Below are 13,337 nucleotides of genomic sequence, written 5' to 3'. Positions count from 1 at the left end.
CACTGCGACCCCGTAAGTCCGCAGAGATCGGTTGCGTGTTCGCGGGGTTGGAGGTGCGGGTGGTGGATCGGTCCCCGGATGACTATGCCGCGTTCTTGGACGAATTGTGAAGATCGAGCGCATCCATTTGACTGCCTGGCCAGTCGCCTGTCCAACATCACGCTTATTCCCGGTAAGCGCACCCCCCGCGGCTACGACCAACTGCGGGCCGCGATCCGGGTGTGTCACGGCTATCTGCTGCGTCTGATCGCCGAAGGCAAAGCGCACGAAGCGATCAAGACCGCCAACCGGGTCTTTGATCTCGCCCTGACGGATGCGGGCAAGCGCACCTTCTTCCATCAAGGGATCGACTTGCTGGACGCGCTGCCGCCGCCCGCGGCCTTTGGCGTGGATGCCTTCGAGCACGAGAACCACCCCCGCCAAGTGCAGCGGGTCCGGTTGCAGCGTGAACAGTTTGCTCGGTTTTTGGCCCGCTACGGAAGTTTTGACAGCGATGGGCCAGCGGGGAGCAAACCAGTCTGAGTCGCGGTTCAGCGCAAAGAACCAATATGCCTGGGCCGCGGAGCAGCCTGATATTTTCGTCAGGCCAGCCGACTCATGCCAACGGTCGGCAATGCAATAAACGTGAGGGACGGGGCGCATGCCCCGTCCCGCCGCAGCTATCGCCTTTTCCCCCTAGGAGCCAAAGATAAAGGTGAACCGTTCCTTTCCAAAGTCGCCATGGCCCGTTCCGCTGGTCCCCGTTGACACAAACTGGAACGGGCCGCTACGCCCATCGTCACAATTGATAACGCCCTCGCCGTTGCGGCGCGTCACATAAACGAAGCCCCCCGTACAGGTAACGCCCTTGCTTGACTTGATCGTCATATTACCCCCGCCATTCAGGTAACCCGTGGCGGTCCCCGTGAGCGTTTCGCTTGAATCTTGAACCTTCCCCCGTACAGGCAAGGTCATAGTACAGGCGGTCAGGACAACCGAACTGAGAACAGCAGCGCCGATCGCCGATCGTTTCATAATTTCACCCAGATTGTAGTTTTTAGGTCATCTACGCTTCACTGCGCGAAGAAGCGCAGGTGGGTGTCTTGGTTGTGGAGGTAGAAGTTCACCCCCGTGGTGGTCTTAAGTAACCATCATGGGGGTTTTTAGTCATGTGCTTTCCGAGGTAGGTTGAACAAGGGATGCGCCCCTTTCCCGAGACAGATAACACCGTAAATCCTGCCATTATTCCTACCCGCGGGACCTTCCCTGAAGGAGGGACCAGTTTCCCCGGTCGGCGTCCCTGCCCCCGGGACCGGTCAGCTAGGGCAGGATGATCCTCCCCTGTGGGTCCAATGTTGCCAACATGAGGCTGTTGAGCCGCCCGACGAAGGCGGCCGGGTCGTCCAACTGACCGCCCTCGGCGAGTTGCGCCTGATCGAACAGGATCAGGCCCAGGTCGGCGAAGCGGGTCTCATCCTCCTCCGTCTCCAGGCGCTTGACCAGGGGGTGGTCCAGGTTCACCTCCAGCGTCGGGCGCTGCACCGGGGCGTCCTGGCCGACCGCCTTCAGCACCCGGGCCAGGTTGGCGCTCATGTCGTACTCGCCCACGACCAGGCAGGCCGGGGAGTCGACCAGGCGGGCGCTCGGGCGCACCTTGTCCACCCGCTCGCCCAAAGCGGTCTTGAGACGCTCCAGCAGGGTGCCGTGTTCCTTGGCCGCCTGCTCGGTCTTGGCCTTCTCTTCGGCATCCGCCAGGCTTCCGAGGTCCAGGTCGCCCTTGGTCACCGACTGCAGATGCTTACCCTTGTACTCGTGCATGTGGTTGACCAGCCACTCGTCCACCCGGTCGGACAGCAGCACGACCTCCACGCCCTTCTTGCGGAAGACCTCCAGGTGCGGGCTGTGGCGGGCGGCGGCGGGGCTGTCGGCGGTGATGAAATAGATCTTGTCCTGACCCTCCTTCATCCGCTCGATATAGCCGTCCAGGGTCTCGGTCTGGGCCTCACCCTCGCCGTGGGTGGTGGAGAAGCGCAGCAGGCCGCCCAGGCGTTCGCGGTTGGCGAAGTCCTCCGCCGGACCCTCCTTGATCACGCGGCCGAACTCTTTCCAGAACTCGGCATATTTCTCCGGCTCATCGGTGGCCAGGGTCTCCAGCAGGCCCAGGATGCGCTTGGTGTTGGCCTGGCGGATGGTGTCGATCTTGCGGTTGTGCTGGAGCAGTTCGCGCGAGACATTGAGCGGCAGGTCATCGGAGTCCACCACGCCCTTGACGAAGCGCAGGTAGTGGGGGAGCAGCTTGTCCGCCTGGTCCATGATGAAGACACGGCGCACATAGAGCTTGATGCCGTGCTTCTGGTCCCGGTCCCAAAGGTCCCAGGGGGCCTTGGAGGGGACGAAGAGCAGGGTGGTGTACTCGTTGGTGCCCTCGACCCGGTTGTGGACATAGGCGAGCGGGGGGTCGTAGTCGTGGGAGAGGTGCTTGTAGAACTCCTGGTACTCCTCCTCGGTCACGTCGGCCTTGTTGCGCATCCACAGCGCCGTGCCGCGGTTGACCTTCTCCCAGACGGGACCCTTGTCCTTGGGCTTGTCCTCGCCCGCTTCGGCCTCGTCACCCTCCGGACCCTCATCGGCGTCTTTGAGCATCTCCACCGGCAGGGCGATGTGGTCGGAGAACTTGCTGATGATGGAGCGCAGCCGCCAGGGGTCCAGGAATTCCTTTTCGTCCTCCTTCAGGTGCAGGGTCACGTCGGTGCCGCGGGCGGCCCGCTCCACCGTCTCGAGCGTGTAGCTGCCGCGTCCGTCGGACTCCCAGTGCACCCCGTGCTCGGCGCCGAGACCGGCGCGGCGCGAGACGATCGTCACCCGGTCGGCGACGATATAGCTCGAATAGAAGCCGACCCCGAACTGGCCGATGAGTTGGCTGTCCTTGGCCTGATCGCCGGTCAGTTTCTCGAAGAAACGCTTGGTACCGGAACTGGCGATGCTGCCGATGGTCTCCACGATTTCCTGGCGGCTGAGGCCAATGCCGTTGTCCGACACGGTCAGGGTCCCGGCCTCCTTGTCCACCGTCACACGGATGCGCAGTTCGCCCCCGTCGCCCTCGTAGAGCCCATCGTCGCTCAGGGCCTCGAACCGCAGCTTCTCCGCCGCGTCCGAAGCGTTGGAGATCAGCTCGCGCAGGAAGATCTCCTTGTTTGAATAGAGTGAACGGATGACGAGATCCAGGACCTGGCTCACCTCCGCCTTGAACTCCAGTGTTTCCTTGTGCGCTTCGACAGTCATACGTTTGCCTACCTCTTTGAAAAATCGATCTGTTAGTGTTCGCCGGGGCGCCCTGGCCTGCCGACAAACCGAAAGTCGTAGGGTGCGCCGTGCGCACCGGGGGCCGCCGTGTCGTGGCGGCCAGGTCTGCGCCGATCGACACTCCGGTGCCACGGCGTGACGCAGCAGGTGCGCGCGGCGCACCCTACGTCGGCCTGACGCCGTTCGACGGGATAAGGGGCGTTCGACGGCACGCGCACCACCGACGGTGTTATTGTCGCACGCCGTACCGGGGCTACAATCCGGACTTCCCGCCGTGGCCGCGGGTCCGCCGCACCAGTGCGCGACGGCCGCGCGACCCGAACCGCATCAATGTAGGCCATCACACCGACAATCAAGGGGTTGACCATGGAGCCGAAAACGATCAAAACCACGCCCTTCGCGGGGCAACGCCCGGGGACCTCCGGGCTGCGCAAGAAGGTCCGGGTCTTCGCGCAGCCGCATTACCTGGAGAACTTCGTCCAGTCGATCTTCGACACCCAGGACGCGCTCGCCGGCGGCAGCCTGGTGGTCGGCGGTGACGGCCGCTACTACAACCGCGAGGCGATCCAGACCATCCTGCGCATGGCCGCCGCCAACGGCGTCGCCCGGGTGCTGGTCGGCCAGGGCGGCATCCTCTCCACCCCGGCGGTCTCCTGCCTCATCCGCAAGTACAAGACCCAGGGCGGGATCGTGCTCTCCGCCAGCCACAACCCGGGCGGGCCGGAGGAGGACTTCGGGATCAAGTTCAACGTCGCCTCCGGCGGACCGGCGCCCGAGTCGGTCACCGAGGCGATGTTCGCCCGCACCCAGACCATCGACACCTATCGCAGCCTGGACTGCCCGGACACCGACCTTGACCAGCTCGGCACGGTGCAGATCGGCACCATGCAGGTCGAGGTCATCGACCCGGTGGCGGACTATGCGGCCCTGATGGAGTCACTGTTCGACTTCGGCGCCATCGAGGCGCTCTTCAACTCGGGGCTCTTTAAGCTGCGCTTCGACGCCATGCACGCGGTCACCGGCCCCTATGCCATCGAGATCCTGGAAAACCGCCTGGGCGCCTCGCCCGGCACCGTCATGAACGGCGTGCCGCTGCCGGACTTCGGCGGCCACCACCCGGACCCCAACCTGGCCCACGCCCAAGAGTTGGTCCACCTGTGTCACGGCACCGATGGACTGGACTTCGGCGCCGCGTCCGACGGGGACGGCGACCGCAACATGATCCTGGGCAAGGAATTCTTCGTCACCCCCAGCGACAGCCTGGCGGTCCTGGCCGCCAATGCCCACCTGACCCCGGGCTACAAGCACGGGATCCGCGGCATCGCCCGTTCCATGCCCACCAGCCAGGCGGCCGACCGGGTCGCCGAGGCCATGGGGATCGAGTCCTTCGAGACCCCCACCGGCTGGAAGTTCTTCGGCAACCTGCTGGACGCCGGGCGCATCACCCTGTGCGGCGAGGAGAGCTTCGGCACCGGCTCCGACCATGTGCGCGAGAAGGACGGGCTCTGGGCGGTGCTCTTCTGGCTCAACCTGCTCGCCGTGCGCAAACAGTCCGTGGCCGAGATCGTCACCGAGCACTGGCGGCACTTCGGGCGCAATTTCTATACCCGCCACGACTATGAGGCGGTCAACGCCGAGGCCGCCGCCGGTCTCGTGAACCACCTGAACGTCCTGCTCCCGGCCCTGCCCGGCAAACGCCTGGGCGCCTATACCGTCGCCTATGCCGACGACTTCGCCTACACCGACCCGATCGACGGCAGCGTGTCGAAGCATCAGGGCATCCGCATCGGCTTCGAGGGCGGCGCCCGCATCGTCCTGCGCCTCTCCGGCACCGGCACCGAAGGCGCCACCCTGCGGGTCTATGTCGAGTCCTACGAGCCCGACCCAACCAAGCACCACCAGGACCCCCAGGACGCCCTGGCCCCGCTCATCCGCATCGCCCGGGACCTCGCCCAGATCGAGGAGCGCACCGGGCGGGCCGAGCCGACCGTCATCACCTGAGGCGGGCGACGCGCCAGGGATGGCGCGCCGATAGCCCCCTTAGAGCACCTCGCCAGGCCGAGCGCTGCAAATCCTCTCACAGAGACACGGAGACACAGAGAAAAAGAATTTATCATCTTGGATTTATCATCTTGTGGGATTTCTTGACTTTGTGTCTCCGTGTCTCCGTGAGAGGTATTCTTTACGACGCTACAGCGAGCACCAATGCCCCTCCCATGACCTCGCCGGCTGGCGCAAAGAGCGCGTACCCGAGCGCCCCAGCGGCATCATGACCCTGGCCCCGGACTGGGTATGCGAGATCCTCTCCCCGGGCCACGAGCGCAAGGACACCGTCCACCACCTGCTGCTGCTCCAGCGTGCCGCCGTCCCCTATTACTGGATACTCTCCCCGGAGGACCGCACCCTCATCGTCTATGCACTCGACGGCGGCAGCTATCGGGTGTGTTTCTCGGTCGCGTATCGCCCGCCGGAGACCCCGGCCCGGGCACGCATCCCGCCCTTCGAGTCGATCGACATCGACCTGGGCTACATCTTCGGCGAGTCGAGTTAGCCGACAAGCAAGACCCCACCTTGTCCGCCACCCCCGGCACGGCTAACATCAAGGCCACACTCGGTCCCGGGCGATTGCACTTGCCTCCCCTCTTGCCCGTCACCCTGACACACTCGCGGAGCCGGCCCATGAACCCCCTGTCCTATATCGACCCCGATGATCCCTATCCGGAAAGCGACGGCCAACCCATGGCGGAAAACACGCAACAGTACGACTGGCTGGTCAAGATCAAGGAAAACCTGGAGATCCTGTTTGCCGACCGCCCGGACGTGTTCGTGGCCGGGGACTTGCTGTGGTACCCGGTGCCGGACCGCCGCCTGGCCGGCCCCATTGCCCCGGACGTGCTGGTGGCGTTCGGCCGACCCAAGGGTCCGCGCGGCTCCTACAAGCAGTGGGAGGAGGACGGTATCGCGCCCCAAGTGGTCTTCGAGATTCGCTCGCCCTCCAACAGCGTCAAGGAGATGGCGGACAAGCTCGCCTGCTACGACCTCTACGGCGTCGAGGAGTATTACGTCTACGACCCGGCCGAGAACGCGTTGCGTATCTGGCTGCGCCAGGGGGGGCGACTCGCCCCCATGGCCCATGTCGGGGGCTGGACCAGCCCGCGTCTAGGGGTGCGTTTCGCACTGACACCCGCGGGCCTCGCGGTCTTCGATCCCGCGGGGCAGCCTTTCCTGTCGTCCGTGGAACTGGCCAGACGGGCGGCCAGCGAGGCCGCGCGCGCCGAGCAGGCGGATGCGCGTGCCGAGCAGGCGGATGCGCGTGCCGAACAGGCGGATGCGCGTGCCGAACAGGCGGATGCGCGCGCCGAGCAGGAGCGGCAACGCGCCGAACGTCTGGCCGAGCGTCTGCGGGCCTTAGGCTTGGACCCGGACGACACCGCGGACTGAGGCGTGCCAGGCTACAATTCGGGCAATACACCACGCAAGGTTTGTCGCTATGTCCCCAACCGCCGCTGCCATCTGCGACGCGCCGGCGCACCAGTCCCCCGCCGTCGCCCGCCCGGGGACGCCCCCCAGGTGCCCGTCGAGCCGCGCTCGGCGGACGGACTCCGGGTTTCGGAGGAGACCTATTGGAAGGAGTATTACCTGGAATCAGACATCCGTTACGAGTGGAACAACGGTTTGCAACGACAACCCCCAACCCTTGTTGCCACTGGATGCCTCCTATCACGGCATCTTCGACCTCTGTGTCCTTACACCGAATGGACATCAACGCCCTCCGGGACCTCAAGGCAGGCTATACCAGGCCCCCCGCCCTTGTCCGTGGAGCACCAAGAGCCCCCGCTCCCGCAACGCCTTGAAATGCAGCTTCAGGGTGTTGCGATTGGCCCCGGTCAGGGTCTGCGCATCGCCGATGCTGATGCGGCCGTGGTCGCGAGCCTGGTCGAGGAGCCGGAGCGACAGGTCCGGCAAGCGGACGAGGAGCAGCCGCTCACGCTCGACCTTCTCACGCAGGCGGCGCATCTGGCATTGCAGGGCCTTGAGGAAGAAGGTCAACCACGGCGTCCACTCGGGGGCAGCGCGACCGATGGTTCCCTGGGTCCGCCGCAGCGCGAGGTAATAGCCCTCCTTGCTTTGCTCGATCACGCTTTCCAAACCCATTCCTACCCATTTCTCAAGCCGCACCCGGGGTGCGGCGCCCCCGCAAGCCTAGGCCGCCTCGGCCTGCCTGACCCGTCCTTCTTGCGGCACCGCCTCCGGTACCACCCGATTCAGCGCCGAAAGCACCGCCTTGAGCGAGGCCCCCACCACATCCCGGTCGATCGCCGCCCCTGCCACCCGCGCCCCGTCGATATTGAGCAGCACATAGGCGGCGGCCTCGGCATCGGTGCCCTCGCCGATGGCGTGTTCCTGGTAGTCCAGCACCTGCACCCGCTGGCCCGCGAAGCCGACCCAGGCGGAGACGAAGGCGGCGATGGCCCCCTGGCCCTCCCCGCGCAGGGTGTGCTGACCGGCGCCGTCGCCGAGGCGCACCTCGATATGGTCGTGCCCGTTGCGGATCAGCCGGTAGCCGAGCAGCCGACGCGGTCCCTGGTCGCGCACGAAGTGCTCGCGGAACAGGCGCTCAATCCCCGCCCCCTCGACCTCCCCGCCCAGGCGCTCGCTCTCGCGCTGGACCAACTGCGCCAATTCGACCTGGAGCCAGCGGGGCAGGTTGAGCCCAAAGTCGCGCTCCATGATGAAGGCGACCCCGCCCTTGCCGGACTGGCTGTTGACCCGCACCACCTCCTGGTAGGTCCGACCCAGGTCCATGGGGTCGATCGGCAGATAGGCGACCTGCCAGGGGGTCTGCGCATCCTGGCGCTTCAGACACTTGCGGATGGCGTCCTGGTGACTGCCGGAGAAGGCGGTATAGACCAGTTCGCCCACCCAGGGGTGCCGGGGGTGGGTGACGATCCCGGTGCACTCGCCGACCACGGTCAGGATCTCGTCCGGGTGGCTAAGGTCAAGACCTGGGTCGATCCCCTGGCTGTAGAGGTTCATGGCGAGCGTGACCAAATCCATGTTGCCGGTGCGCTCGCCGTTGCCGAGCAGGGTGCCCTCGACCCGGTCCGCCCCGGCGAGCAGGGCCAACTCCGCCGCGGCCACGGCCCCGCCCCGGTCGTTGTGGGTGTGGACCGAGAGGATCAGGGAGTCGCGCCGGCTGATATGGGTCGCGAACCACTCCACCTGATCGGCAAAGCGGTTGGGGCTCGCCACCTCCACCGTGGCCGGGAGGTTGATGATCGCCCGATGCCCCGGGGTCGGCTGCCACTCGTCGATCACCGCCTCGCAGACCTCCAGGGCATAGTCTGGCTCGGTGGCGGTGAAGCTCTCCGGCGAATACTGGAAGGTCCAGCGGGTGTCCGGGTAGCGGGCGGCGGCCTCGCGCACCCAGCGGGCGCCCTGGACGGCAATCGCCTTCACACCCTCGCGGTCGCTGCCGAAGACCCAGTCGCGCTGCACCGGGGAGGTGCTGTTGTAGAGGTGGACGATGGCCCGCGGGGCGCCGTCCAGGGCCTCGAAGGTGCGGCGGATCAGGTCCTCGCGCGCCTGCACCAGGACCTGGATGGTCACGTCCGCCGGGATCTGGCCCTCCTCGATCAGGCGCCGCACGAAGTCGAAGTCGGGCACGCTCGCGGCCGGGAAGCCGACCTCGATCTCCTTGACGCCAAGCCGCACCAGGAGTTGCCAGAGCCGCCGCTTCTGCGCCGGCCCCATGGGCTCCAGCAAGGCCTGGTTGCCGTCGCGCAGATCCACGCTGGCCCAGATCGGCGCCTGTTGGACGGTCCGGTCGGGCCATTGGCGCGCCGGCATGGCGAGCACCGGGCTCGGACGGTATTTGCGGTGGTCGAAGGGGGTCATTGCCATCTCCAGTCATCGGGGCGTCGGGGTATTCGGACGTTCCACGTCTTCATCTAAAATCCGCTCGGCTGCACGGTCGCCGGTCCACACAGCGGACCCTACGTACTCATTCTGGCCGACGGGGAAATGTTACTCCGCAAGGCCCGGAAGATGATTGCGAACTTGTTCCCGAATGGTGCCATCCAGGCAATTTTCTGCTAATTTTGCCGGGTAACTGACCCCATCAAACCCCCCAAACGCCAAAGCCCGGCAAAATTATGAAACTGGACAGCTACGACCGGCGCATCCTCGAAGAACTCCAACGCGAGGGCCGCCTGAGCAACCAGGACTTAGCCGACCGCATCGGCCTGTCCCCCTCACCCTGCCTGCGGCGGGTGCGCGCCCTGGAGGAGGCCGGGATCATCCTCGGCTATCGGGCGCTCTTGGACGCCCGGCAACTGGGCTTCACCCTGGTGGCCATCCTCAGCATCTCCATGGACCGGCACACCCCGGAGCGCTTCGCGGCCTTCGACACCGCGGTCGCGGCCATGCCGGAGGTCCTGGAGTGCCTGCTGCTTACCGGAAGGGACGCGGACTACCAACTGAAGGTGGTGGTGCGCGACATGGCACACTACCAGGAACTGCTGCTGGAGCGGATCACGCGCATCGAGGGGGTCAGCGGGGTACACTCCAGTTTCGTCCTGCGCCAGGTGGTGGAGCGCACCAACCTGCCGGTGGGGCTTTGAGGGCGCGTGCCAGCCGCGGGGGATGCCAGGCGACGGCCTTGATCATGAGTCCGGCCATCCCGTGAGCTGATAGGTTGTCGGTCCGCACAGCGGACCCTACGGGAAGGCTGCGCGCCCGTAGGGTCCGCTGTGCGGACCGCGCTCGCCGTCGGCCGCAACCATGACCAGGCGACCCTCCAGACCCATTCGAGCCACGAACCCCGGGATACGCCATGCCACTCTCCCAAGACCCCCGTCTGCGACTCGTCTTCGGCGCCAGCGGCTACATCGGCACCTATCTGGTCCCGCGCCTGCTCGCGGCCGGGGCCCGGGTGCGGGTCTCCTCGCGCAGGCCCAAGACCCTGGAGGCGCGCGGCTGGCTCGGGGTGGAGATCGTCGAGGCGGACGCACTCGACCCGGCGAGCCTCCCCGCGGCCCTGGCCGGGGTCAGCATCGCCTACTATCTGGTCCACTCCATGGGTGCCGGCAAGGACTTCGGGCGCCTGGACCTGGCGGCGGCGGCCAACTTCGCCGCCGCGGCGGCCACCGCCGGGGTGGAGCGCATCTGTTACCTGGGCGGCCTGGTGCCGGCGGACGCCGTGAGTGAACACATCGTCTCGCGGCGCGACACCGGGGAGGTACTGCGCCGCGGGGCGGTGCCGGTCACTGAACTGCGGGCCGGGATCATCGTCGGCCCGGGCTCGGCTGCCTTCGAGGTCATGCGCGACCTGGTCTACCACCTGCCGGTGATGATCACGCCGCGGTGGGTCACGGCCAAGTCACCCCCGATCGCGCTGGACAACCTGCTGGAATACCTGGCGCTGGCCCCGGGTCTCCCCGAGACCGCCAACCAAGTCCTCGACGCGGCCGGACCGGAAACGCTCACCTACGCCCAGATGATGCGCACCCTGGCGGAGGCGGCGGGTCGGCGCCCGCCCTGGATCATCCCGGTACCGGTCTTGAGCCCCAAGCTCTCGGCCTATTGGCTGCGCTTCGTCACCGCCGTACCCACCAACGTGGCCCGCGCCCTGATCGAGGGCCTGAAGCACGACTTTACCGCCAACCCGGAGCAACTGCGGCGACTGGTCCCGCAGCGCCTGCTCGACTTCCGGGAATCGGTCGAGGCCGCCTTTGCGGCGGAACGCAACGCCCAGGTCCTGGCCCGCTGGACCGAAGGAGCCTTCAACATGCGCCAAGGCCGACTCGACTACGCCTATTACGCCAAGCGCGCCGGCGGCAGCGCCGTCACCACCGCCCCCGCGGCGGCGGTGTGGGCCGTGGTGACCGCCATCGGCGGGGACAACCGGTACTACTATCTGAATTCACTCTGGACCATCCGCGAGACCATGGACTGGATGGTCGGCGGCCGGGGGCTGGCCCGCGGTCGACGCCACCCCACACAGGTGCGGGTGGGCGACCGGATCGACACCTGGGAGGTGATCGGGGTCGAACCCGAGCGGCGCCTGACCATGACCTTCGGCCTGCGCGCCCCCGGGGCCGGGGTGCTGGAGTTCGAGTTGGAGCCCCTGCCGGGCGGCCGCACCCGGCTGACCGCCACTGCCTACTGGCACCCCGCCGGGGTTTGGGGACTCATGTACTGGCTCGCGATGGAGCCCTTCCACCAGGTCATCTTCGCTGGCCTGACCCGGGAGATCTGCCGCCGGGCGGAGGGTGCTCGTGACGTTGGTTGAGGCTTACGAGAATCGACACTACCCCGTCGGCCCTGCTGACCCGGTGGAGGCCATCAAATTCCGCATGAGTGAATGACGCTCGATCAGGGAAAGGGCCATCGGCAATGGCCGGACGGGGCATTCGCCCCGTCCGAAACGTTTTCCCCGAACCTGCCGGTTTCAATCAACGGTCGGCGACGGATCAAACGTTCGGGACGGGGCGAATGCCCCGTCCCGCCGCGGTTGATGGGGCATACCCCGTCCGGTTTGAGCATACCCCGCCCGGCCCGAGTCCACTCGTCAACGTGTTCGGAAAGCATCGTCTCGACCTCCCCTAAATCGTGCAGTTGCGGCAAATTCTCGCCCGGCAGCAGGCGCCGCAGCAAGACCCGTGCAAACCAGACCGTCAGCGCCCGCCGCAGGCTGGCGTAGCGCGGGCCCTGCAACCGGGTACCAAGCCGACGCAGGATCGGGCGGAGCGCCTCCGGACCCTCGACGGCCAGGGTTTCCAGCCGCACCAGCTCGGCCGCCACACTGGTCGCCTGCCCCAAGGTTTCCTCCCCAATGCGGCCCTCATCGATCAGATGATAGCGGTGTTGGGGCCGGTAGCGGGCCAGGGCGTTGGGCAGCGGGACGATCAGTTCGGCGATGTCGCGCGCCGCCGTCCAGCGTCCTGTGCCGTTGTAAAGCACCAGATGATGTCGTCCTCGCGCTCGCGCAGCCCGTCGGTGACATAGCTGCCACCCTGTTTCTCCAGCGTGCTGAAGTCGATAAGCGACAGCCAGTCCTCACGCGGGCTTGAGCTATACCCCCGCGCGCCCGTACGCCGCACTCCAGCCGGCTGCGCCATCGCGTCCTGCCACATTGCCGAAAACGAGTTTCAACATGGATGTACTGAAATAGCTATTTCAGGCACTATGATCCCGCGCAGACCGCCTTTCAACATGCCGGATGGGGCATTCGCCCCGTCCGAAAGTAAGCCTGGCTGGGTGGCGCTGACACGCGCGCCACGGCGCGCGCGATCTGGAGTACGCTAGCGGTGACAACGAGCGGCGTCCAGCCATTGCCAGATCCCGTTTCGTCCAGGGCCAACCACAGGGGAATTAGCTATGAACCTCGATCGCGTCACTCTCGATCCGGCCGTGATGGGCGGCAAGCCCTGCATCCGCGGTTTGCGCATCACGGTTGGTACCTTGCTCGGACTCATGGCGACCGGTGTCAGCCGCGAGCGAGTCCTCGCGGCTTACCCCTACCTCGAGCCGGAAGACCTGGATGCCGCGTTGGCCTACGCCGCCTGGCGGCTCGAGGAACGCGAAGAAGACTTGGTCGGCGCATGACATTGCGGCTGATCATCGACATCAACCTCTCGCCGGAGTGGGTTCCATTCCTGGCCGAGGCAGGGGTGATTGCCCGTCACTGGGCGCAGGTCGGCGATCCAACGGCCACCGATCGGGAGATCATGGCCTGGGCGAGCACACATGGTTACACGGTGTTCACGCACGATCTCGATTTCTCGACCATGCTGGCGTTGACCCACGCCGGACGGCCGAGTGTGATCCAATTGCGCGGGCCGCGGGTGTTGCCGGAGCAGATCGGCGGACCATTGCTCGCGTCACTGCGCCGCTTCCGTGCGGACCTGGAGGCGGGCGCCCTGGTGGTGATCGAACCCGGGCGCAGCCGGGTGCGCGTGCTGCCCCTGTGAGTGCTGTAAGGCGGATGCCCGCTTAGGCGTCCGCCTTGTAACCCACCCAACCGCAACCGAGCCACCCAAACGAGGTCGCGA

Annotated in this window: 12 protein-coding genes; 8 read left to right on the top strand and 4 right to left on the bottom strand. The window is 66.4% G+C overall.

Going from position 1 to position 13,337, the window contains the following annotated elements:
- The first annotated feature begins 219 nt into the window (after positions 1-219).
- On the top strand, positions 220-522 hold the full coding sequence (locus THSYN_RS06650) for a hypothetical protein (RefSeq protein WP_172965242.1): 303 nt from the start codon (positions 220-222) through the stop codon (positions 520-522).
- Positions 523-1,299: 777 nt separating this feature from the next.
- Here the strand turns inward: THSYN_RS06650 and htpG are convergent.
- Positions 1,300-3,261 (bottom strand): molecular chaperone HtpG, encoded by a 1,962-nt coding sequence (htpG, locus tag THSYN_RS06645; RefSeq protein ID WP_100918440.1) that lies wholly within the window; start codon positions 3,259-3,261, stop codon positions 1,300-1,302.
- 387 nt (positions 3,262-3,648) lie between these two features.
- Here htpG and THSYN_RS06640 point away from each other — a divergent pair, with 387 nt between their 5' ends.
- The 3 genes from THSYN_RS06640 to THSYN_RS06630 all read left to right on the top strand — a co-directional run bounded on the left by THSYN_RS06640 (position 3,649) and on the right by THSYN_RS06630 (position 6,723).
- Positions 3,649-5,283: an alpha-D-glucose phosphate-specific phosphoglucomutase gene (locus tag THSYN_RS06640; protein WP_100918439.1), complete on the top strand. Its 1,635-nt coding sequence runs from the start codon at positions 3,649-3,651 to the stop codon at positions 5,281-5,283.
- Positions 5,284-5,416: 133 nt separating this feature from the next.
- Complete coding sequence (locus THSYN_RS06635; protein ID WP_335582495.1) at positions 5,417-5,833, top strand: Uma2 family endonuclease; 417 nt, start codon at positions 5,417-5,419, stop codon at positions 5,831-5,833.
- A 128-nt stretch (positions 5,834-5,961) separates the two neighbouring features.
- Entirely contained in the window at positions 5,962-6,723 is a 762-nt protein-coding gene (locus THSYN_RS06630) for a Uma2 family endonuclease (RefSeq protein WP_100918437.1), read from the top strand.
- Positions 6,724-7,062: 339 nt separating this feature from the next.
- Here the strand turns inward: THSYN_RS06630 and THSYN_RS35720 are convergent, their stop codons facing one another.
- The gene (locus THSYN_RS35720) at positions 7,063-7,437 is read right to left on the bottom strand and encodes a Fic family protein (protein WP_236848807.1); all 375 of its coding nucleotides are present in this window, start codon (positions 7,435-7,437) and stop codon (positions 7,063-7,065) included.
- 48 nt (positions 7,438-7,485) lie between these two features.
- A complete protein-coding gene (locus THSYN_RS06620) occupies positions 7,486-9,180 on the bottom strand; it encodes a 2-isopropylmalate synthase (RefSeq protein ID WP_100918436.1) in 1,695 nt (564 codons plus the stop codon).
- 257 nt (positions 9,181-9,437) lie between these two features.
- Here THSYN_RS06620 and THSYN_RS06615 point away from each other — a divergent pair, with 257 nt between their 5' ends.
- On the top strand, positions 9,438-9,905 hold the full coding sequence (locus THSYN_RS06615) for an Lrp/AsnC family transcriptional regulator (RefSeq protein ID WP_100918435.1): 468 nt from the start codon (positions 9,438-9,440) through the stop codon (positions 9,903-9,905).
- A 212-nt stretch (positions 9,906-10,117) separates the two neighbouring features.
- On the top strand, positions 10,118-11,575 hold the full coding sequence (locus THSYN_RS06610; protein ID WP_100918434.1) for a DUF2867 domain-containing protein: 1,458 nt from the start codon (positions 10,118-10,120) through the stop codon (positions 11,573-11,575).
- 83 nt (positions 11,576-11,658) lie between these two features.
- Here the strand turns inward: THSYN_RS06610 and THSYN_RS35205 are convergent, their stop codons facing one another.
- A complete protein-coding gene (locus THSYN_RS35205) occupies positions 11,659-12,246 on the bottom strand; it encodes a hypothetical protein (RefSeq protein ID WP_216644699.1) in 588 nt (195 codons plus the stop codon).
- 417 nt (positions 12,247-12,663) lie between these two features.
- Between THSYN_RS35205 and THSYN_RS06595 the strand changes: the two genes are divergently transcribed.
- Both THSYN_RS06595 and THSYN_RS06590 read left to right on the top strand, forming a co-directional pair.
- Complete coding sequence (locus THSYN_RS06595; RefSeq protein ID WP_100918433.1) at positions 12,664-12,891, top strand: DUF433 domain-containing protein; 228 nt, start codon at positions 12,664-12,666, stop codon at positions 12,889-12,891.
- The gene (locus tag THSYN_RS06590) at positions 12,888-13,256 is read left to right on the top strand and encodes a DUF5615 family PIN-like protein (protein WP_216644698.1); all 369 of its coding nucleotides are present in this window, start codon (positions 12,888-12,890) and stop codon (positions 13,254-13,256) included. The genes THSYN_RS06595 and THSYN_RS06590 overlap by 4 nt, the downstream gene beginning before the upstream one ends.
- Positions 13,257-13,337 lie beyond the last annotated feature (81 nt).

It is taken from the genome of Candidatus Thiodictyon syntrophicum (genome assembly GCF_002813775.1).
GTDB classification, from domain to species: Bacteria; Pseudomonadota; Gammaproteobacteria; order Chromatiales; family Chromatiaceae; genus Thiodictyon; species Thiodictyon syntrophicum.
Note: the sequence above shows the minus strand (reverse complement) of the source record. Positions and strands in the feature narration are given on the sequence as shown.